This is a genomic window from Pseudomonas paeninsulae, assembly GCF_035621475.1.
Classification (GTDB): domain Bacteria; phylum Pseudomonadota; class Gammaproteobacteria; order Pseudomonadales; family Pseudomonadaceae; genus Aquipseudomonas; species Aquipseudomonas paeninsulae.
Genome location: NZ_CP141799.1, coordinates 1 through 20,645, shown reverse-complemented (window position 1 = coordinate 20,645; position 20,645 = coordinate 1). Strand labels below are relative to the sequence as shown.

The 20,645-nt window shown below is 59.1% G+C and carries 16 protein-coding genes and 2 pseudogenes; 6 read left to right on the top strand and 12 right to left on the bottom strand.

All coding sequences use genetic code 11. The annotated features are described in order from the left end of the window. Nucleotides 1–47: 47 nt before the first annotated feature. From VCJ09_RS00090 to VCJ09_RS00075, 4 genes are all read right to left on the bottom strand, one after another. Nucleotides 48–707 (bottom strand): 7-cyano-7-deazaguanine/7-aminomethyl-7-deazaguanine transporter, encoded by a 660-nt coding sequence (locus tag VCJ09_RS00090; RefSeq protein ID WP_324732612.1) that lies wholly within the window; start codon nucleotides 705–707, stop codon nucleotides 48–50. A 128-nt stretch (nucleotides 708–835) separates the two neighbouring features. Beyond that, nucleotides 836–1,099: a PilZ domain-containing protein gene (locus tag VCJ09_RS00085; RefSeq protein ID WP_079204113.1), complete on the bottom strand. Its 264-nt coding sequence runs from the start codon at nucleotides 1,097–1,099 to the stop codon at nucleotides 836–838. Nucleotides 1,100–1,198: 99 nt separating this feature from the next. After that, nucleotides 1,199–2,086: a lysophospholipid acyltransferase gene (locus VCJ09_RS00080; protein WP_324732611.1), complete on the bottom strand. Its 888-nt coding sequence runs from the start codon at nucleotides 2,084–2,086 to the stop codon at nucleotides 1,199–1,201. A 162-nt stretch (nucleotides 2,087–2,248) separates the two neighbouring features. Then, nucleotides 2,249–2,803 (bottom strand): DNA-3-methyladenine glycosylase I, encoded by a 555-nt coding sequence (locus tag VCJ09_RS00075; protein WP_324732610.1) that lies wholly within the window; start codon nucleotides 2,801–2,803, stop codon nucleotides 2,249–2,251. Nucleotides 2,804–2,886: 83 nt separating this feature from the next. Here VCJ09_RS00075 and glyQ point away from each other — a divergent pair, with 83 nt between their 5' ends. The 6 genes and pseudogenes from glyQ to VCJ09_RS00045 all read left to right on the top strand — a co-directional run. Further along, nucleotides 2,887–3,834, top strand: coding sequence for a glycine--tRNA ligase subunit alpha (glyQ, locus tag VCJ09_RS00070; RefSeq protein ID WP_324732609.1), 948 nt, complete (start codon nucleotides 2,887–2,889; stop codon nucleotides 3,832–3,834). After that, entirely contained in the window at nucleotides 3,831–5,885 is a 2,055-nt protein-coding gene (gene glyS / locus VCJ09_RS00065; protein WP_324732608.1) for a glycine--tRNA ligase subunit beta, read from the top strand. The genes glyQ and glyS overlap by 4 nt, the downstream gene beginning before the upstream one ends. A 109-nt stretch (nucleotides 5,886–5,994) precedes the next feature. After that, nucleotides 5,995–6,525: a D-glycero-beta-D-manno-heptose 1,7-bisphosphate 7-phosphatase gene (gmhB, locus tag VCJ09_RS00060; protein ID WP_324732607.1), complete on the top strand. Its 531-nt coding sequence runs from the start codon at nucleotides 5,995–5,997 to the stop codon at nucleotides 6,523–6,525. 26 nt (nucleotides 6,526–6,551) lie between these two features. Next, nucleotides 6,552–7,325 (top strand): lysophospholipid acyltransferase family protein, encoded by a 774-nt coding sequence (locus VCJ09_RS00055; protein ID WP_079204107.1) that lies wholly within the window; start codon nucleotides 6,552–6,554, stop codon nucleotides 7,323–7,325. A 257-nt stretch (nucleotides 7,326–7,582) separates the two neighbouring features. Then, nucleotides 7,583–7,913: pseudogene (locus VCJ09_RS00050) on the top strand (CDP-alcohol phosphatidyltransferase family protein); the annotation flags it as partial. A 91-nt stretch (nucleotides 7,914–8,004) separates the two neighbouring features. Further along, nucleotides 8,005–8,371 (top strand): annotated as a pseudogene (locus VCJ09_RS00045) (phosphatidate cytidylyltransferase); the annotation flags it as partial. Between the two features lie 124 nt (nucleotides 8,372–8,495). Here VCJ09_RS00045 and VCJ09_RS00040 read toward each other — a convergent pair. From VCJ09_RS00040 to dnaA, 8 genes are all read right to left on the bottom strand, one after another. Then, on the bottom strand, nucleotides 8,496–9,632 hold the full coding sequence (locus VCJ09_RS00040) for a BCCT family transporter (protein WP_324732606.1): 1,137 nt from the start codon (nucleotides 9,630–9,632) through the stop codon (nucleotides 8,496–8,498). Between the two features lie 1,209 nt (nucleotides 9,633–10,841). After that, complete coding sequence (locus tag VCJ09_RS00035) at nucleotides 10,842–13,229, bottom strand: TOTE conflict system archaeo-eukaryotic primase domain-containing protein (protein ID WP_324732605.1); 2,388 nt, start codon at nucleotides 13,227–13,229, stop codon at nucleotides 10,842–10,844. A gap of 53 nt (nucleotides 13,230–13,282) precedes the next feature. Beyond that, nucleotides 13,283–13,570, bottom strand: a complete 288-nt coding sequence (locus VCJ09_RS00030; RefSeq protein WP_324732604.1) for a type II toxin-antitoxin system RelE family toxin — start codon at nucleotides 13,568–13,570, stop codon at nucleotides 13,283–13,285. Next, nucleotides 13,560–13,799, bottom strand: coding sequence for a type II toxin-antitoxin system RelB/DinJ family antitoxin (locus VCJ09_RS00025; RefSeq protein WP_324732603.1), 240 nt, complete (start codon nucleotides 13,797–13,799; stop codon nucleotides 13,560–13,562). Before VCJ09_RS00025 ends, VCJ09_RS00030 begins: the two co-directional genes overlap by 11 nt. A gap of 623 nt (nucleotides 13,800–14,422) precedes the next feature. Beyond that, nucleotides 14,423–16,840 (bottom strand): DNA topoisomerase (ATP-hydrolyzing) subunit B, encoded by a 2,418-nt coding sequence (gene gyrB, locus VCJ09_RS00020; RefSeq protein ID WP_324732602.1) that lies wholly within the window; start codon nucleotides 16,838–16,840, stop codon nucleotides 14,423–14,425. 3 nt (nucleotides 16,841–16,843) lie between these two features. After that, nucleotides 16,844–17,947, bottom strand: coding sequence for a DNA replication/repair protein RecF (gene recF, locus VCJ09_RS00015; protein ID WP_324732601.1), 1,104 nt, complete (start codon nucleotides 17,945–17,947; stop codon nucleotides 16,844–16,846). Between the two features lie 7 nt (nucleotides 17,948–17,954). Next, nucleotides 17,955–19,058 carry a DNA polymerase III subunit beta gene (gene dnaN, locus VCJ09_RS00010; RefSeq protein ID WP_079204102.1) on the bottom strand — a complete coding sequence of 368 codons (1,104 nt, stop codon included), beginning with the start codon at nucleotides 19,056–19,058 and terminating at the stop codon, nucleotides 17,955–17,957. Nucleotides 19,059–19,090: 32 nt separating this feature from the next. Beyond that, nucleotides 19,091–20,545, bottom strand: coding sequence for a chromosomal replication initiator protein DnaA (gene dnaA, locus VCJ09_RS00005; RefSeq protein ID WP_324732600.1), 1,455 nt, complete (start codon nucleotides 20,543–20,545; stop codon nucleotides 19,091–19,093). Nucleotides 20,546–20,645: the final 100 nt, after the last annotated feature.

The following is a 20,645-nucleotide window of genomic DNA, read 5'->3' as shown; positions in this document are numbered from 1 at the left end:
GAGCTCAGCCACTAACCGTATAAGCCACTAGCTAACGGGATTGCTCGTCAATCGCGGGAACACAACGCCTCGCGCTTGGGCACAGCCCGGGCGATGGCGTTGAGCAGCATGCCGTAGAGCGGCACGAAGAGCAGCAGGCTGACCGTCAGTTTGATTGCGTAATCCACCGCAGCGATCTCGACCCAGTGCTCGGCCATGAACGGGTCACTGCTTTGCCAGAAGGCGATGGAGAAGAAGGCGAAGGTATCCAACAGGTTGCCCAGCACCGTCGAGGCGGCCGGGGCCACCCACCATTGACGCAAGCTGCGCATACGGTCGAATACCTGGATATCCAGCAGTTGCCCGAGGACATAGGCGAGGAAGCTGGCCAGGGCGATGCGGGCGACGAATAGGTTGAATGCCAGCAACGCGCTAACCCCGGCGAAACTGCCGTTGTGGAACAGCACGGACACCGCATAGGACGCGACCAAGGCGGGCAGCATGACCCGCGCGATCACTTGCCGCGCCGGGCCTTTGCCGAGCAGGCGTACGGTGAGGTCGGTCGCCAGGAAGATGAACGGAAAGCTGAACGCGCCCCAGGTGGTCTGCCAACCGAACAGGGTCATGGGCAGCTGCACCAGGTAGTTGCTGGCAATGATGATAAGCATGTGAAACGCGATCAGGCCGGCCAGAGCCGGGCGCCAGATCGTCGCAGAGACCGTGGGCATGACATGTCCTTTTTCAATGAGATGGGGTTAGGGAACCCATTGCGGCGGCGGATGAATATTCACCGCGCGGCATTCTAGCGTTTTCTTGACCGCGGAGATAAGTTTTATTGTGCGCCGCGGACGGCTGGTCAGCGCTCGATGAAGCGCAGGCCGATACCCTCGGCGTCCATCCGCATCACTTCCATCTGCAGCACCGGCGCCTCGATCGGCAGATCCTGCACCTGACCCGTGACTATCGTGCCTTGGGGCAGGGCCAGCAGATCCGGGTGTTTGACGTAGACGCCGCCATCGGAGAGGTCGCGGGTCTGCGCCACCACTTCACCGAAACTCGGGTGGCAGATCTTGATCCGGCACTTCATCGAGGTACGTGGATGCTGGCGCTGACTGGGCATAGAGGTGACCGTCCGAAGCAGGTGAGGTGCGATTAATAGCGCAAAATCCTGGAAAAACCGAGCGCTAATGCTGAAAAGCTGCCGATTGGGCGCCTCGGTTCAATACCACTTCTTCTCGCCTGGCGGGCGCTTCTTGAAGCGTTTCATGCTCCACATGTACTGGCTCGGGTAGGCCCGCACGTATTTCTCGATGACCGCGCTCATGGCTGCCACCGCGACTTCCACATCTTCGCTGTACATCTCCGCTGGCGCAGCCTCGAGGATCACCTTGAAGCCGGAACCATCGGCCAGGCGCAAGGCATGCAGGAACACACCGCGGGCCTTGCCACCGACCAGCATGCCGGCCACGAACTTGCTGGTCAGCGCCTGGGTTGCCAGAAAGGGCACGAACACGCCCGCGGAGAGACTCGGCTCAGGGTCGGCGGGAATGCCCACGGCGCCGCCTTTGCGCACTTCCTTGATGACGCTGAGGATACCTTCGCGGGTCGAAGGGGCCACCCGGTTGCCCAGTTGGACCCGCTGCTTGCGCAGCAACTCGTCGACCGCCTTGAGCTTGGGCGGCCGGTAGAAGATGATCGGCTTGCACTGGTCACAATAGAAGTGATTGAGCACTTCCCAGTTGCCCAGGTGACTGGTGATGCCGACCACGCCCTTGCCGCTGGCCAGGGCTTGCTCGAGGACTTCCAGACCCTCGACCTCACGGATCAGGCCGATGGACTTCTGTGCCGGCCAGATCCAGGCGCAGGCGCTTTCGGTGAATGTCTTGCCGATGTCCTTGAGGCTCTGACCGACCAGGCGCTCACGCTCGGCCTCGCCCAGCTCAGGGAAGCACTTGGCCAGGTTGATCCGCACCACCTCGCGCGAGCTGTTCGGCAGCTTCCACATCAGCCAGCCAATGACATTGCCCACCGCCTGAACGGCGCGCCAGGGCAGCAGGGCGAACAGACGGAGAAAGCCGACCACCAGGCGGCCTTTGAATGCTTCCACGTATGACTCCAGGCAGTTGGGTAAAAGCCGGCATTGTAACCGGCTGAGCCGGTTGCGGGCGTGCCGCGTGGTTTGGGTTGGGACGTAGGGCGGGTGCAACCCGCCAGTCTCGCGGATGATCCAGGCGGGTTGCACCCGCCCTACGGGATCACACCATCTCCGCTAGGCACGGCACAGCGCGGCATAGCGGTCACAATCGGTGGTGTGGTCCATGACCATCCCCGTGGCCTGCATATAGGCGTAGCAGATGGTCGGGCCGACGAAGGTGAAGCCGGCCTTCTTCAACGCCTTGCTCATGGCTTCGGCCTGCACGGTGATGGCCGGCACCTGGCTGCGCTGGCTGAAGTGATTGAGCTTCGGCTGACCGCCGACGAACGACCAGAGCAGCGCCAGCGGATCCTCCAGCCGCAGCCAGGCCTGGGCGTTCTGCCGCGCGGCCTTGAGTTTCAAGCGGTTGCGAATGATGCCGGGGTCTTGCATCAGGCTTTCCAGATACTCATCGCTCATAGCGGCTAAACGCTGCACGTCGAAGCCGAACAGCACCTCACGGTAGCGTTCGCGCTTCTTCAGCACGGTTATCCAGGACAAGCCGGCCTGAAAGCCCTCCAGCAGCAATAACTCGAACAGGGCTTGGGGATCGCGCTGCGGCACGCCCCATTCCTGATCGTGATAGGCCTGGTAGAGCGGGTCGTCGGTACACCAGAAGCAACGCGGCATAGGGCCTTCCAGGGCGGTGGAGGCCGCGTCGATTGGGGTATACTCCCGCCCTTTCTGTCGCAGCCCCAACAGGTGAATTTTCCGTGAGCCAGACTACGCCTGCCGTGCGCACCTTCCAAGACTTGATCCTCACCCTGCAGCAGTACTGGGCCGAGCAAGGTTGTGTGGTGTTGCAGCCTTACGATATGGAAGTGGGCGCCGGCACCTTCCACACTGCCACGTTCCTGCGTGCCATCGGCCCAGAGACCTGGAACGCCGCCTACGTGCAGCCCTCGCGACGTCCGACTGACGGCCGCTATGGCGAGAACCCCAACCGCCTGCAGCATTACTACCAGTTCCAGGTGGTGCTCAAACCCAACCCGGAAAACTTCCAGGAGTTGTACCTCGGCTCGCTGCAGGCCATCGGCATCGATCCGCTGGTCCACGACGTCCGCTTCGTCGAGGACAACTGGGAATCGCCGACCCTCGGCGCCTGGGGTCTGGGCTGGGAAATCTGGCTGAACGGCATGGAAGTCACCCAGTTCACCTACTTCCAGCAAGTCGGCGGCATCGAGTGCTACCCGGTGACCGGCGAGATCACCTACGGCCTGGAACGCCTGGCCATGTACATTCAGGGCGTCGACTCGGTCTACGACCTGGTGTGGACCGACGGCAAGTTCGGCAAGGTCACCTATGGCGATGTGTTCCACCAGAACGAGGTGGAACAGTCGACCTACAACTTCGAGCACGCCAACGTCGAGAAGCTGTTCGAGCTGTTCGATTTCTATGAGTCGGAAGCCAATCGCCTGATCGAGCTGGAACTGCCGCTACCGACTTACGAGATGGTGCTCAAGGCCTCGCACACCTTCAACCTGCTGGAAGCCCGCCGCGCTATTTCGGTAACCGCGCGCCAGCAATACATCCTGCGCGTACGCGCCCTGGCTCGCGCCGTGGCGCAGAGCTACCTGCAAGCGCGACGCAAACTCGGCTTCCCGCTCGCCGCCCCCGACCTGCGTGATGAAGTTTTAGCCAAGCTGGAGGCAGCAGAATGAGTGCGCACGATTTCCTGGTAGAACTGGGCACCGAAGAGCTGCCGCCAAAATCCTTGAACACCTTGGGCCAAGCCTTCCTCGCCGGTATCGAAAAAGGCCTGAAAAGCGCCGGACTGAGCTATGGCAAGGTGCGCTACTACGCCGCGCCGCGCCGTCTCGCGGTGCTGGTCGAGCAGCTTGAAGCGCAACAAGCCGATCGCACCCAGAACCTCGATGGGCCACCCCTGCAAGCGGCCTTCGACGCCGAGGGCAAACCGACTCAGGCGGCGCTGGGCTTCGCCAAGAAATGTGGCGTCGACCTGGCCGAGATCGACCGCAGCGGGCCGAAGCTGAGATTCAGCCAGCGCATCCCTGGCCAGGCTGCCGCCGGGCTGCTGCCGGGCATCGTCGAAACCTCGCTGAACGAACTGCCGATTCCCAAGCGCATGCGCTGGGGCGCACGCAAAACCGAATTCGTCCGTCCAAGCCAGTGGCTGGTGATGTTGTTCGGCGACAACGTGATCGATTGCGAAATCCTCGCCCAGACCTCCGGTCGGGTCTCGCGCGGTCACCGCTTCCACGCCAATCAGGAAGTGCGCATCAGTGCGCCGGCCAACTACGCCGAGGACCTGCGCAGCGCCTATGTAATCGCCGATTTCGCCGAGCGTCGTGCGCAGATCGCCGCCCGCATCGAGCAACTGGCTAGTGAACAGCAGGGCACCGCGATAGTGCCGCCCGCGCTGCTGGATGAAGTCAGCGCCCTGGTCGAATGGCCGGTGCCGCTGGTCTGCTCCTTCGAGGAGCGCTTCCTCGAGGTGCCGCAGGAAGCGCTGATCATCACCATGCAGGACAACCAGAAATACTTCTGCCTGCTCGATGGCAACGGCAAGTTGCTGCCGCGCTTCATCACCGTGGCCAATATCGAAAGCAAGGATCCGCAGCAGATCATTTCCGGCAACGAGAAGGTGGTGCGCCCACGCCTGACCGATGCCGAGTTCTTCTTCAAGCAGGACCAGAAGCACAAGCTCGAGACCCTCAACCAGCGCCTGGCCAACGTGGTGTTCCAGGCCCAGCTTGGCTCGGTCTATGACAAGGCTAAGCGGGTGTCCGCCCTGGCCGGCTTCATCGCCCAGCGCGTCGGCGGCGATACCAGCCGTGCCGCGCGCGCCGGCCTGTTGTGCAAGTGCGACCTGGCCAGCGAGATGGTCGGCGAGTTCCCGGAAATGCAGGGTATCGCCGGCTATTACTACGCCAAGCACGACGGCGAGCCGGAAGACGTCGCCCTGGCGCTCAACGAGCAATACATGCCGCGCGGTGCCGGCGCCGAATTACCGAGCACCCTGACCGGCGCCGCGGTGGCCCTGGCCGACAAGCTCGACACCCTGGTCGGCATCTTCGGCATCGGCATGCTGCCCACCGGTAGCAAGGACCCCTATGCCCTACGCCGAGCGGCCCTGGGCGTGCTGCGTATCCTGATCGAGAAACAACTGGATCTGGATCTGGCGGCCACCATCGCCTTCGCCATCGAACAGTTCGAGGGCAAGGTCAAAGCCGGCGATCTGGCGTCTCAGGTGCTGGACTTCATCTTCGACCGCCTGCGCGCGCGTTATGAAGACGAAGGCGTCGATGTCGCCGTCTATCAGGCCGTGCGGGCGGTCAACCCGGTCTCGCCGCTGGACTTCGACCAGCGCGTGCAGGCCGTGCAGGCCTTCCGCACCCTGCCTGAAGCAGCCGCCCTGGCCGCCGCCAACAAGCGCGTGTCGAATCTGCTGGGCAAGGCCGGGGGCCAGGTCGCCGCGAGCATCCAGGCCCACCACTTCGATACGCCGAGCGAGTTCACCCTCAACGCCGCCATCCAGCAGGCAGAACAAGCCGTGCTGCCACTGGCCGAGGCGCGTCAGTACAGCGCCGCCCTGGCGCAACTGGCTGGCCTGCGCGAGCCGGTGGACGCCTTCTTCGAGTCGGTGCTGGTCAACGCCGAAGACCCGGCGGTGCGGGCCAACCGCTATGCCCTGCTGGCCAAGCTGCGCGGCCTGTTCCTCGGCGTGGCCGATATCTCGGTGCTGAGCTGACGCTTGCCTGATCGTAGGATGGGTCGGGCCGCGCAGGTTGAGCATAGCGATACCCATCATCACCTTCGCCGGGGTGCGGCCACCACCGCAACCCGGCTACGGACGCCCCATGAAACTGCTGATTCTCGACCGTGACGGCGTGATCAATTACGACTCCGACGCCTATATCAAAAACCTCGACGAGTGGATTCCACTGCCTGGAGCCGTCGCCGCCATCGCTCGCTTGTCCAAGGCCGGCTGGACAGTGACGGTTGCCACCAACCAGTCCGGGCTGGCGCGTGGCTATTACGACCAGACCGCGCTCGAGGCGATGCACGCGCACTTGCGCCTACTGGTCGCCGAGCAGGGCGGTGAGCTGGGACTGATCGTGCATTGCCCGCATGGTCCCGATGACGGCTGCGACTGCCGCAAGCCAAAGCCCGGTATGCTCCAGCAGATAGCCGCGCATTACGGCGTCAGCCTGGCCGGGGTGTGGTTCGTCGGCGACAGCAGCGGTGACCTTAAAGCCGCGCTTGCCGTCGATTGTCAGCCGGTATTGGTCAAGACCGGTAAAGGCCTGCTGACCCTGGCCCAGCCATTACCTGCCGGAACCCTGGTATTTGATGATCTGGCGGCGGTCGCCAGCCAACTTATCCACTGAAAGAAAGCAGGACGGTAAACGCTCCCATGTCGATATTGCAGACCCTCAGAACCTTCCTTTTCTACCTGTTGCTGTCTGCCAGCGCATGCTTCTGGTGCATCCTCAGCGTATTCGTCGCGCCCTTCCTGCCGTTTCGGGCGCGCTACCGGTTCGTCAATCAGACCTGGTGCCGGTGCGCCGTCTGGCTGGCCAAGGTGGTGATGGGTATTGGCTACCAAGTCACCGGCCTGGAGAACATCCCGCAGCGGCCCTGCGTAATCCTCGCCAAGCACCAGAGCACCTGGGAGACCTTTTTCCTCTCGGCGCTGTTCGAGCCCCTGAGCCAGGTGATCAAGCGCGAGTTGCTCTATGTGCCGTTCTTCGGCTGGGCCATGGCCATGCTCAAACCCATCGCCATCGACCGCAGCAATCCCAAAGCCGCCCTCAAGCAACTGGCCAAACAGGGCCACGAGCGCCTGGAGCAGGGCGCCTGGGTGCTGATCTTCCCGGAAGGCACGCGGATTGCCACCGGCCAGATCGGCAAATTCTCCCGTGGTGGCGCCTCCCTGGCGGTCAACGCCAACCTGCCGGTATTACCCATCGCCCATAACGCCGGCGAGTTTTGGCCCAAGCAGGGCTGGGGCAAAAACCCCGGTACCATTCAGGTGGTAATAGGCCCGGCCATGCACGCCGAAGGCACAGGCCCGCGGGCAATTGCCGCGTTGAACGAGCGCGCCTTCGCCTGGATCAGCCAGGCACAGCGCGATATCGGTGCCCTGGCCGCCGAAGGTACCGCTTGCGACACCCGCGAAAGCATCTAACCAACCAGCAGATTCAATACCATTGAGAATCCGCCGCATTCTTTAAAATTGTGGATAAGCTGTGCACAAAATATCGAATAGCTTCATTTATCCGGCATAACTAGCTGATTATTAATACTTTTATCCAAGGTATGAAAAGCTCGTCAGCTGGGTATAAGTTTTCAACCGTTGCGCTAATCCGGCACTACGCACCGTCACCGGACACCCAAAGCGCCTAAGCTATTCGCCCTCCTGTGCACTGAAGGGAATTCAGGCCGTTGCGCTCCATTTACCAACTCAAACCACACGTCCAGAACCTGCTGCGCCCTGGGGTAAAGCACCTCTACGACAGAAACGTGAGCGCCAATCAGGTAACTTTGACAGTGGCCATGATTGCGCTGCTGCTCGGCAGCCTTCTGCCGACCTTCCATCAACACGCCTGGCTGTTCGCCCTGATCCCGCTGTGGATGCTGCTACGCATGACGCTCAACGCCCTGGACGGCATGACTCGCCCGTGAATTCGGCCAGCAGTCGAAGCTCGTCGCCTACCTCAACGAACTCTCCAACCTGATCGCCGCCAGCGCCCTGTATCTGCCGTTCGCCCTACTGTTCGACACCCTCTACCACCGAGTGCGTCAAGGTCTGGCCGAAGCGGCCTGATCTGCCCACTCGACGTTGGGGCATCTCGATGTGCGAAGTAGACGACGTGCTGCAATACGTGTGCGGCAACTGCTAGGCAAACACATATCGTCCCACGCCTGTCGCCCTCGAAGACCGTGGAAGGCTTTACCGGTGGTGTCAGCCTGGCTTGCGTAGTTGGCGCGCTGCTGGGCTGGATCACCCCGTTCAACTTCTGGCAGGCGGCGCTGATGGCCCTGACCGTCAACCTGCTCGGTTTCGCCGGTGGCCTGGTGATGTCGGCGATCAAACGTGATCGCGGGGTGAAGGATCGGAGCCATATGATCGAAGGCCATGGCGGCATGCTCGACCGCCTGGACTCGGTGTGTTTCGCCGCCCCGATATTGTTCCACTTCGCACGCTACTGGTGGATGCCGCCACTGGCCTAGAGTCGGTGAGTCGGCCGCCAGGACAGCCCAAGGAATAAAACAGCCCCAGGTACTCGAGGGCTGCTTTATTCGGCTGAAGTGAAGCTCGATATACCGTTCTGTTAATACCCCAACAGCCCACTCTTCAGCTATTGATCGACGCCAACGCCGGACGATGCCGCCACATGATGGTCGCGATGGCCGCGGCATACAGGGCAATAACCACCAGCCCTACCGACTGAATTTCGAACGGGGTGAATTTGAACAGCAGGACCAAGGCGGCTAGCACACTCACGTTGAGCAAAATGAACTTCGGCCGCCCCAGTTTCTCGACCTTGATCCCCAGATTGTCGGTGTACAAGCGCACCAGCGAATCGACCGAATTGATCACGAAGATAATCCCCACCGTGACCATCGCCAGCTTCAACAGCAGGGTGATCTCAATGGCGTTGGCGAAGTAGTAGTACAGCACGGCAAACCATATCGCCAACGGAATGGACGGGATGATCAGCAGTGCCAGCAGCAGTTGATAGGTCTTCAGGCCGCCGACAAAGCGCGACACGAACTGGCCAATCATCACGCTCCAGGCAAACCACCAGAACAGGTAGAAGGCGTGGTAGTCGCTCAGCGGCAGGACAAATTCATGCAGCTCGGCGAAATAGCCGGTGCCGATCGCCGAAGCCGCCTCGGCCACATAGCCTGCATCGGCATCCATCAGCCACCACATCCCGGCAATCAGGGCGAAGAACAACCAGGTCGAGGCCACGCTCAAGATCTTCAGGTACTTGAGGTCGGTGCTCGAATAAACCGCCGCCAACAGAATCAGGAAGACCACTAGGTAACCCCAGGCTTCGCCAACTTCCGGTGCATACCAGGCGATATTCACCAGGAACAGGTAAGCCGTGAAGGCGCAGGTCGAGATGATCACCAAATTATTGATGATCTTCACCGGTTTCAGTTCGAAGAACTTCACCCGTGGCTCGATCACACAGAAGTAAAAGGTGGTGATGAAGTAAAACACCCAAATCAGAAAGCCCCAGAAGCCAAACTCAACAGCCAATGGGTTGGAGAATTGATATTCCGCATCCTTGGCGTAGACCGGGAACTCGGTCAGCGGAAATATGATCAGGCCCATGTCCAGGCCCGAGGTAAACAGGATGGCCATGAAGGTCAACAACCCCACAGGCTCAGAGCCATGACAGCGCTGATTACCCCAGCGCATCAGGACAAACAGGGTGATGAGCAACAGCGTGATAATCGCGCCGGACAAAATAATATTCATAGAAATCCCATGCCTAACGCCTTGCCTGATGCTGCGGGTCAGGATCAACCCTCAGGTCGACTTAAGCGGTGTGCTTTGTAGTTGTAATTGTTTGATGGACTGCTTGCGGATTGGCGCTTACCTGCTTGGCCACGGTGAGGCCCTAGCGACTCATAACCACGGCCCAACTCCGAGCAGCGGCTATGGCCCGGTTCATCTGGGCGGTTGAACCCACGGCCAACATCTTTAGCCCCAGGTTGGCTGCGTCATAAGCACGCTCAGCGGTCATCGTTATCCTGTCGTTCGCTGCAACCCCACGCATTCCTGTAGGCGACGTCTTTTATCCTGTCTCCGGCCAGGACACGCCACTGTACGAAAGATTACTTGGGGGGGAGGGGATCATCGGCTTGACCCAGGCGATTCCAGCGGCGTGGTTCTCCTGCTTGACCTGTTGGATTGCCTGACTGGCGGCAGGTTCCTACAGGCGGTTTGTTCGCTCGGCTACACCACCGCTATAGCCCAACCGATTGCTCGTCCGACGATCAATCGCCCTGAGTGACACCGCCCAACACTGGCGGCCGAGCGTCCGGTGTTACGACCGCCATCCACAGGTAACGTAACTGAGTGGTACGGAAACAGATCAGCCACACGCTACCTGGCAAATAAATCGATAATTTACCAATATGTTGATTTATAAGGATATTTTAAATCTGGCACGAGCTGTGCAATATCAATGGCAGAACAACAACAAAAATAGCAAAAAGAAAAACATCTCGACTCTGGCATAACAACAACAAAACCGCAGAGAAGTAGCAAACAGATTTTTTTGGAGAGGGTACGCTTTTCCGGGACTCTGAACCGGCAGCCAAGCTTAGAAGAATAAAACTACCTTGAGGTAGCCCGCTCTGGTTGGATCACTTAGTGACAATGGCAGTACCAGCAACCAAAAAAATACGTTTGCCCTTGATTCCTCCTGGGGATCTGATGAACAAGCTGCCGATCACTAATAACAACAACAGATCGCTAAACAAGAAAAACAAAGCACGCATTAATTATTAGAGGGGAGCCATCGGCTCCCCTCAGTGCTTTCTGGCCTCTCCATCTTTAGCAGGTCAGTCATCTCCGGTTAATCACGGCTTGCTACGGCGTTACTGCGAATCCACCCAGCTGGAAACAGCCGCCTTTTCCAACTGCTACGGATGAAAAGCTTGGTGCGTAAGCTAGGACTCGTTAGTCCTTTCCCAGCAGCTCCATTGAGCTGGACGAATCAGCAAATCGATACCCCATAGCCTTGTAACCCGCTTGGCGTTTGCTCCACATACGGAGCAAAGCAGGATGTCCGGCATCGATTAAGTCGATGATGCGCACATCAGCCTTACTCGCATGCTCCCGGTGCAGGCGACCCGCATACTGCTGGAGAGTGCCCTTCCAGGAAACCGGCATAGCCAGAACCAGGGTATCCAGTGCCGGGTGATCAAACCCCTCGCCAACCAATTTCCCGGTTGCCAAGATCACCCGCGGTGCATCAGGTGCTAACGCTTCCAGCCCGCCGATTAGTATGACGCGTTGCTTCTTGGACAGCCGCCCATGCAGGGTGAACAGATTCTCGACCCGACCAACCAACTGCTCCTCAATGGCACGGAGGTGATCCGTTCGCTCAGTCAGCACCAGGATCTTCCGTCCCTGGTCGAAAGCGTCTCCGACCTCAGCAACAATCTTGGCTGTTCGCTCCGTGTCGCTGCACACCTGCAAGAAGACATCTTGGATGCCTGCCCCTTCAGGCATGACTATCGGTCGAGACAGCCACTGCGGCATCACGACCAGATCAGCTGGAGCACTCTCGGGCCTGGTCGCTGTATGTCGAATGGGCCCGCACTGCATAAAGATGATCGGCTGCTGACCATCACGACGTACTGGCGTAGCGGTCAGGCCCAACACATATTTAGCACCAGCGGCCTTGAGGATGGCCTCGAACGAAAAAGCTGACAGGTGGTGACATTCATCCACGATGATTTGCCCGTAGTTTTTCACCTGCTCACTGACGTCGCCCTGTCGCGACAATGACTGCATCACGGCAACATCGATGATACCTGTCGGCTTGGCCTTACCACCGCCGATGCTGCCGACCGTCGTTTTGTCTGCATCCAGAAAAGCCTGCAACCGCTCCTTCCACTGCTGAAGCAACTCCGTCCGATGCACCAGCACCAGTGTGTTCACACCGCGCCGGGCAATCAATGCGGCAGCCGTGACGGTTTTTCCAAAAGCGGTTGGCGCATAAAGGACGCCGGTGTCGTGCACCAACATGCCTTCGAGAGCAGCCTCTTGATCCGGGCGTAGCGTGCCCGCAAAGCGGACATCGATGGGCGCTCCTGCGAAGCGCTCATCGCGCAGCAGCAGCTCAATCCCGTTGCCATGCAATAACGTCCGCACGTCATCCAGGCAACCACGCGGCACAGCAATATGCTGAGGAAAGTTTTCGGCACAACCGATGATCCGCGCCGTATTCCACACGGACATGCGCATAGCCTGTGCCTTGTAAAACTCCGGATTCTGAAAAGCCGCCAACCGAATGAGCTTGTTGACCAATGGCTGGGGCAGTTCCGACTTGTCGAAATAGATCTGGTTGGCCAGGGTCACGTTCACTGATGCGGGCAGCGCACACGCCAATTTCTGAGTCTTTGCCGGTGTGCGATGCCAGGGTTTCAGCTCATCGTCATCCGCCACTGCGGTGACATCCAATGGATGGCGAGCGCCAGTGGCCCGCAGGGTTGTCGGCGCAATGTCCTGCACAGGCATAGGCTGAATACTGGCCAGAAATGCCCACTGGTCGGGATAGGGCGTCAGCGTCTCATCGACAAAAACACTGCCTCCAAGCGAGCGGGCTCGCTTCTGCAAGGGCAGGGCAATCAAGTTGCCAAAGCCGCCTTTGGGCATGCTGTCCTGATTTGGGAAAAGCCGGTCATATGACCCCAACGTCAGTTGCCGGGTACGCTCGCAGGTATGGCTGATGATTGCTGCGCCAAGCAGGCGCGCCTCATAGGCGGGGACATTGCGCTCAAAGAAAACCCAGGCATGCGCACCGTTGCCTGAGCGGGATATTTCCAATGCCACGGGCACGCCCAACTCACGGCATGACTGAGCGAAAGCCGTGACATCCGCGCGCCAATCGGCTTCGTCAAAATCCACCGCCAGAAAGTAGCAGCTGTCATCTGGCAGCAAGGGATAAACGCCGATGACAATCTCGCCGGCCAGGTGCTTATAGAGCACCTGATCGGTCAGCGGCATGAGCTGACGGTACGAGCAGTCCCCACATTTGATCCGTGGCTTCTCGCACACACCCGGTCGCCATTCATTGCCGCAAGCGGGCGAGTAGCCTGCTTTACCGGCCTTGCTTTCCCAGCGCATGGGATACACATCGGCTCGGCCCCGGAACAATCGCTTGAACAGCGCCAGCTTGGCATCCGTATCGAGACTCGAACTTAACAGTGGCGGTGGGCTCGCCGGTTCAGCTTGCGATGACTCGGCAGGCAAACGCCACTCAATGCCATGCGATTGCAACAGAGCGATCAAGCGGGCATTTTCGACCTGTAAATACCCCAGCAGATCAGTATCACTCATAGCACCCAGGCCACTCTCTGTCAGAGATAAGCAAACGGTTGGCCCGTAAGCAGTTATTTGAAACGTTCGGCAGCCTTGCGGTAGGCCTGCTCACGCTCACGGCGATCAATCGCCACCACAAACACCAGCACCTCATGGTCGATCACCTGGTACACCAACCGATAGCCACTGCTGCGCAGCTTGATCTTGTAACAGTCGGGCAGCGTATGCAGACGGTTAGCCTCAATGCGCGGGTTGAGCAGTATCTCCGCGAGCTTGTTCTTCAGCTGCTGGCGAACGATATCACCCAGCTTGTGCCATTCCTTCAGTGCCCGCGCATCGAATTCCAGGCTATAGGTCATCCAGCGCCACCTTCACGCGCTGGGGTGCGGCCAGGCGGTCGCGCACGGTGGCGATCAAGACCTCGTCTTCCTCGGTCATCAGTACCGGGCGAAAGGGCAACTGGCCGCGCTCGGCGACATACTGCAAGGCTTGGCGCATCAGTTCGGACGGGGTCACGCCGAGGCGTTCCAGCTCGCGGTAAGCGCGGGCTTTCAGCTCGTCGTCGACACGGATATTGATCGAAGCCATGGCCATAGCCCTCACTGTAATGACATTCGTCATTACGATGGCAGGGCCGCCGACTTTTTGCAAACCGAATCCTCTGCGCGGCAACCGACGCCGACCGGCCAGGATTGCTGAACCATTGCCCCCGTATCTGGTGCCCTACCACCGCGCCAAGGTCTAGCTAGGGGCGCTATTGAACATAGGCGCCGTTATGCGAACTGCCGCGCGAGCCGCCTCGTCTGCATTAATCGCCCGGTTTGAAACCACCGAGCGTGCCACCCCAGATAACTGCCAGGTGTTTTACGCCCCGCCGAGGGCAAAGGTCAACGGCACAAAAGCGTGCTGCATTACCTCGCCCATCAGCGGATTCAGACGGCTGATGGGCGATGCTATTTTCATTGATCCAAATTGGCATCCGGATCCACATCGCTCAATTCCGTACATTTCTGTGCGCACAAAGACGAGATTTCCGAGCACTCGGGCAGCGCCCGAGCGTAGCTACATCTCACTCCCAAGTATCGCTTTCAAGCTACTCGTAACCGGCTGATCTAAAAAGAAAAACCCCGGCTTTCGGCCGGGGTTTTAGCTTAGGTCGCGACACTTATTCTGCGCGAGTGCGACATTTAATGTGCTCGTTTACAAAACGATCAGAAGTCCAGATTGGAAACCGCCAAGGCGTTGGCCTCGATGAATTCGCGGCGTGGTTCTACGGCATCGCCCATCAAGGTGTTGAAGATCTGATCCGCGCCAATGGCGTCTTCGATCGTCACCTTGAGCATGCGCCGTACGTCGGGGTCCATAGTGGTTTCCCACAGCTGGTTCGGGTTCATTTCACCGAGACCTTTGTAGCGCTGAATGCTGTGGCGTTTAGTGCTCTCGGTCATCAGCCAGCCCAAGGCGTCCTTGAAGGTGGTTACCGCCTTCTTGCGTTCGCCGCGCTGCACGTAGGCGTCTTCTTCCAGCAGACTGTTCAGTTGGTCGCCCAAGCTGGTGACGGTCTTGTAGTCGTTACTGGCGAAAAAGTCGCGATTGAAGGTGATGTAGCTGGAGACCCCGTGGGAAATCAGTTCGACCCGCGGTAGCCACAGGTGACGCTCCTGGTCTTCGTGCAGGCTGGTCTTGTACCCCAAACCGGACTTCTCCGTGTCTTTCAGACGGGCATCGAGCAGGCCTAGCCAGGCTTGCATGGCATCCTTGTCCGCCAACTGTTCGGTACTGGCGCGTGGAATGTAGACGAAGTGTTCAGTCAACTCGATCGGGTACAGCCGCGACAAGCGATTGAGGGTCTTCATTACCAGGCGGTAGTCATTGACCAGCCGCTCCAGCGAAGCGCCTGACAAGCCGGGTGCACTTTCGTTGACGTGCAGGCTGGCATCTTCCAGGGCCGACTGGGTCATGTACTCCTCCATGGCCTCGTCGTCCTTGATGTACTGCTCCTGCTTGCCCTTCTTGACCTTGTACAGCGGTGGCTGGGCGATATAGATGTAGCCGCGCTCGACCAGTTCCGGCAACTGACGAAAGAAGAAGGTAAGCAGCAGGGTACGGATGTGCGAACCGTCGACGTCGGCGTCGGTCATGATGATGATGTTGTGATAACGCAGCTTGTCGATGTTGTACTCATCGCGGCCGATACCACAACCCAGCGCGGTGATCAGCGTGCCGACTTCCTGGGAGGAAATCATCTTGTCGAAGCGGGCTTTCTCGACGTTGAGGATCTTGCCCTTGAGCGGCAGGATCGCCTGGGTCTTGCGGTTACGGCCCTGCTTGGCAGAACCGCCCGCGGAGTCCCCTTCCACTATGTAGAGTTCGGACAGCGCTGGGTCCTTTTCCTGGCAGTCGGCCAGTTTTCCGGGCAGGCCGGCGATATCCAGGGCACCTTTGCGCCGGGTCATCTCACGCGCTTTGCGCGCGGCTTCACGGGCACGGGCGGCGTCGATCATCTTGCCGACCACGGCCCTGGCTTCGCTCGGATTCTCCAGGAGGAAGTCCGAGAAGTGCTTGCCCATTTCCTGCTCGACCGCGGTTTTGACCTCGGAGGAGACCAGCTTGTCCTTGGTCTGCGAGCTGAACTTGGGGTCCGGAACCTTCACCGAAATAATCGCAGTCAACCCTTCGCGGGCATCGTCGCCGGTGGTGGCGATCTTGTGCTTCTTGGCCAGACCTTCCTGCTCGATATAGGCGTTCAGGTTACGCGTCAGCGCCGAACGGAAACCGGCCAGGTGGGTACCACCATCGCGCTGGGGAATATTGTTGGTGAAACACAGTAGGTTCTCGTTGAAGCTGTCATTCCACTGCAAGGCCACTTCGACACCGATACCATCTTCACGCTGGAAGGTGAAGTGGAACACCTGGTTGACCGCAGTCTTGTTGATATTGAGGTATTCGACGAAGGCGCGCAGGCCACCTTCGTACTTGAACAGCTCTTCCTTGCCGCTGCGCTCGTCCTTGAGCACGATGCCGACACCCGAGTTGAGGAACGACAGTTCGCGCAGACGCTTGGCCAGAATATCCCAGTTGAAATGGATATTGGCGAAGGTTAGCGAGGACGGCTTGAAGTGAATCTGGGTGCCAGTGGTGTCGGAGTTGCCAACGATACGCATGGGTTCTTGTGGCACACCATGCACGTAGGTCTGCTCCCAGATGTGGCCACTGCGGCGCACGGTGAGCAGCAGATGCTCGGAAAGGGCGTTGACCACCGAGACACCCACGCCGTGCAGGCCGCCGGATACCTTGTAGGAGTTGTCATCGAACTTACCGCCGGCATGCAACACGGTCATGATGACCTCGGCGGCGGAAACACCTTCCTCTTTATGAATATCCACCGGGATGCCGCGACCGTTGTCGCTCACGCTGATGGATTCATCCGGGTGGATGGTGATGGTGATGTCGCTGCAATGCCCCGCCAACGCTTCGTCAATCGAGTTGTCGACCACCTCGAATACCATGTGGTGCAGACCGCTGCCATCATCGGTATCGCCGATGTACATGCCAGGGCGCTTGCGTACGGCATCCAGGCCTTTCAAAACCTTGATGTTATTGGAGTCGTACGTTTGGTTTTCGCTCATGCTTCACTCCCGGTGGTCGTGGGTCTGGGTGATACGGCCATGTTCCACGTGGAACATGGCAACGGGCGTATCCGTGCGCCAGCCTTCCCTCAACAATTCATGGTCTACACAGGTGATGAACACCTGGCAGTGCAAGTCTTCCAACAAACGGCACAAGGCGTGGCGATGTTGCTTATCCAGTTCTGACGGCAAGTCATCCACCAGATAAACGCACTGCCCGCGCTTGGCCTGATTTACTAAATGGCCCTGAGCAATGCGCAGGGCACAAATGACCAACTTTTGCTGACCTCTCGACAATATCTCCGCAGCACTATGGGCTGCCAAACGTAATCTGAGATCCGCGCGCTGAGGGCCGGCCTGGGTATGACCTATTTGCTGATCGCGGAGCAGGGAAGTGGCCAACACTTCGTTCAGTTCACGTTCCTTGTCCCAGCCGCGGTAATAACTGAGGGTCAATCCTTCCAGCTCGAGCAACTCGCCTAGCGTGCGCTCAAACACCGGTTTCAAGGCCTTGATATAGGCTCGTCGATAACCATCGATCTCGTCGCTGGCCAGGCATAGCTCACGGTCCCAGGCCGCCTGCGAAGCGGCGTCAAGTGTACCATGCCGCAGCCACGAGTTCCGCTGCCGCAGGGCCTTCTGCAGGCGCTGCCAAGCCGGCATAAAGCGAGGTTCCACGTGGAACACTCCCCAGTCGAGAAACTGCCGACGAACCTTGGGGGCGCCTTCGAGAAGGCGGAAACTGTCCGGATTGATCAATTGCAATGGCAGCGCTTCAGCCAACTGGGCAGCACTGCGCGCATTCTGCCCATCGATGCGAATCTGCAACTCACCCTGACGATCACGGGCAATACCCAGACTACTTTGCCGGCCATCGGCCAGTTGCACTTCACCGAAAACAGTACAGGCCTGTTGCTCGTACTGAATCATTGGCAGTAGTCGTGTGCTGCGAAATGAGCGGGCCAAACCAAGCAGATATACGGCTTCCAGCAAACTGGTTTTGCCGCTGCCATTGGCGCCGTGAAGGATATTGATACGCGGGGAAGGGGAGAGGGTCACCGGGTGCAAATTGCGCACCGCGGTGACCATGACGCGGGTGAGGGACATTTAGCAGTTACAGACGCATGGGCATAACGACATAGGCGGAATCGTCGTTATCGGCCTCCTGCACCAGAGCACTGCTATTGGAGTCGGACAGAATCAGGCGTACTTGTTCAGTCGTCATTACACCCAGGACATCGAGCAGGTAGCTGACGTTGAAACCGATCTCCAACTGATTGCCGTTGTAGTCCACGGCAATCTCTTCTTCGGCCTCTTCCTGCTCAGGATTGTTGGCCTGAATTTTCAGCAGGCCGCTAGCCAATTGCAAACGAATACCGCGGTACTTTTCGTTGGAGAGAATAGCCGTGCGGCTGAACGCTTCGCGCAGGCCCTGACGATCGGCGACCACCAATTTGTCGCCACCGCGCGGCAGGACACGCTCGTAATCCGGGAACTTGCCGTCGACCAGTTTGGAGGTGAAGGTGAACTCACCGGTGGTCGCCCGAATATGATGTTGGCCGAGGACGATGCTGACGTTGGCATCCTGCTCGGTCAGCAGACGCGCCAACTCGAGAATACCCTTGCGCGGCACTATCACCTGATGCCGTTCGGTTTGTTCGATCTCGGCGGCCATCGAGCACATGGCCAGGCGATGACCATCGGTGGCGACTGCGCGCAGAATACCGGTCTGAACTTCCAGCAACATGCCATTGAGGTAATAGCGCACGTCTTGCTGCGCCATGGCAAAACTGGTGCGCTCGATCAGGCGGCGCAATCTGCTTTGGCTCAGGCTGAGGGTCAACGAACCCGGTCCTTCCTCGACGGTGGGGAAGTCATTGGCCGGCAGGGTCGACAGGGAGAAACGGCTACGTCCGGCCTTGACCAGCAACTTCTGATCGTCGACGCGGATGTCGATCAGCGCATCATTTGGCAAGCTTTTGCAGATATCCATCAGCTTGCGCGCCGGTACGGTGATTTCACCGGGCTCTGCCGGTTCATCCAGGCTTACCCGTCCCACCAACTCGACTTCGAGATCGGTACCGGTCAGCGACAGTTGCTGGCCTTCGACCACCAGCAGCACATTGGACAGAACCGGCAAGGTCTGGCGGCGTTCCACGACGCCGGCGACCAGTTGCAGCGGTTTCAACAAGGCTTCGCGTTGAATAGTGAAATGCATGGTCTAGTCCCTTGCCTAGTGGAGTGGCGTAATCAAGTGGTCAACGTACGCAGCAGATTTTTGTAATCCTCGCGGATGTCCGCGTCGGATTCCTTAAGTTCAGCAATCTTACGGCAAGCGTGCAATACCGTGGTGTGATCGCGGCCGCCGAAGGCATCACCGATCTCCGGCAGGCTGTGATTGGTCAATTCCTTCGACAGCGCCATCGCCACTTGTCGCGGTCGCGCCACCGAGCGCGAGCGGCGCTTCGAGAGCAGATCGGAGATCTTGATCTTGTAGTACTCGGCGACTGTGCGCTGGATATTGTCGATGCTGACCAGCTTGTCCTGCAGCGCCAACAGATCCTTCAGCGATTCACGAATCAACTCGATGGTGATGTCACGGCCCATGAAGTGCGAATGCGCAATCACCCGCTTGAGTGCGCCTTCCAGCTCACGCACGTTGGAACGGATGCGTTGGGCGATGAAGAACGCTGCGTCGTGTGGCAGATCGACTTTGGCCTGATCGGCCTTCTTCATCAGGATCGCCACCCGGGTTTCCAACTCGGGCGGTTCCACCGCCACCGTCAGGCCCCAACCGAAGCGCGACTTCAGGCGCTCTTCAAGGCCTTCAATTTCCTTCGGGTAGCGGTCACTGGTCAGAATCACCTGTTGGCCGCCCTCGAGCAGTGCGTTGAAGGTGTGGAAGAACTCCTCCTGGGAGCGTTCTTTCTTGGCGAAAAACTGGATGTCGTCGATCAGCAAGGCATCCACCGAACGGTAGAAACGCTTGAACTCGTTGATCGCATTCAACTGCAGCGCCTTGACCATGTCGGCAACGAAGCGCTCGGAATGCAGGTACACCACCTTGGCATTGGGGTTCTTCTGCAACAGGTGATTGCCCACCGCGTGCATCAAGTGGGTCTTGCCCAGGCCCACACCGCCATAGAGGAACAGCGGGTTGTAACCGTGCTTGGGGTTGTCCGCCACCTGCCAGGCCGCCGCGCGAGCCAACTGGTTGGACTTGCCCTCGACGAAGTTGTCGAAGGTGAAGGTACGGTTCAGGTAGCTGGTGTGCTTGAGGCCACCTTCCACTTGTACCGTACGCTCAGTGCGCGCAGGAGCGGTCTGGCTGGCAGCCCCTGCCATCGGATCGAAACTGGAACGCGAGGGCTCTGACAGCGCGGGGGCGGCCCTGGGCGGCGCCGCTGGCCTGCTGGGCACGACTGGCGCAGGCGTGGCAGCCAAGCGAGGAGCGCTGCTGCGTTTGCTGCCTATTAATAAGGACAGTGCCGGCACCATGCCATTGGTGCGTTCGGCGAGCAATTCCAGCAGCCGCGTCAGGTACTTTTCATTGACCCAATCAAGCACAAAACGATTCGGTGCATAGACGCGAAGCTCGTCGCCTGCGGCTTCAACCTGCAGCGGTCGGATCCAGGTATTGAATTGCTGGGCAGGCAGTTCATCGCGCAGAAGCTCTACGCACTGCTGCCAAAGTTCAACGGACACGGATAACCCCTAAATAGGAAAGCGGCGAGGCAAAAAACAGCCGCCATTGTAGCTGCCGAAGACCGAGTTATCCACACGTAACGGCCGCTCTGGTGAGATA

Coding starts and splice junctions, on each gene's coding strand:
- VCJ09_RS00090 (WP_324732612.1), bottom strand. CDS start 707: ATGCCCACGGTCTCTGCGACGATCTGGCGCCCGGCTCTGGCCGGCCTG.
- VCJ09_RS00085 (WP_079204113.1), bottom strand. CDS start 1,099: ATGCCCAGTCAGCGCCAGCATCCACGTACCTCGATGAAGTGCCGGATC.
- VCJ09_RS00075 (WP_324732610.1), bottom strand. CDS start 2,803: ATGCCGCGTTGCTTCTGGTGTACCGACGACCCGCTCTACCAGGCCTAT.
- glyS (WP_324732608.1), top strand. CDS start 3,831: ATGAGTGCGCACGATTTCCTGGTAGAACTGGGCACCGAAGAGCTGCCG.
- gmhB (WP_324732607.1), top strand. CDS start 5,995: ATGAAACTGCTGATTCTCGACCGTGACGGCGTGATCAATTACGACTCC.
- VCJ09_RS00055 (WP_079204107.1), top strand. CDS start 6,552: ATGTCGATATTGCAGACCCTCAGAACCTTCCTTTTCTACCTGTTGCTG.
- VCJ09_RS00040 (WP_324732606.1), bottom strand. CDS start 9,632: ATGAATATTATTTTGTCCGGCGCGATTATCACGCTGTTGCTCATCACC.
- VCJ09_RS00035 (WP_324732605.1), bottom strand. CDS start 13,229: ATGAGTGATACTGATCTGCTGGGGTATTTACAGGTCGAAAATGCCCGC.
- VCJ09_RS00030 (WP_324732604.1), bottom strand. CDS start 13,570: ATGACCTATAGCCTGGAATTCGATGCGCGGGCACTGAAGGAATGGCAC.
- VCJ09_RS00025 (WP_324732603.1), bottom strand. CDS start 13,799: ATGGCTTCGATCAATATCCGTGTCGACGACGAGCTGAAAGCCCGCGCT.
- gyrB (WP_324732602.1), bottom strand. CDS start 16,840: ATGAGCGAAAACCAAACGTACGACTCCAATAACATCAAGGTTTTGAAA.
- recF (WP_324732601.1), bottom strand. CDS start 17,947: ATGTCCCTCACCCGCGTCATGGTCACCGCGGTGCGCAATTTGCACCCG.
- dnaN (WP_079204102.1), bottom strand. CDS start 19,058: ATGCATTTCACTATTCAACGCGAAGCCTTGTTGAAACCGCTGCAACTG.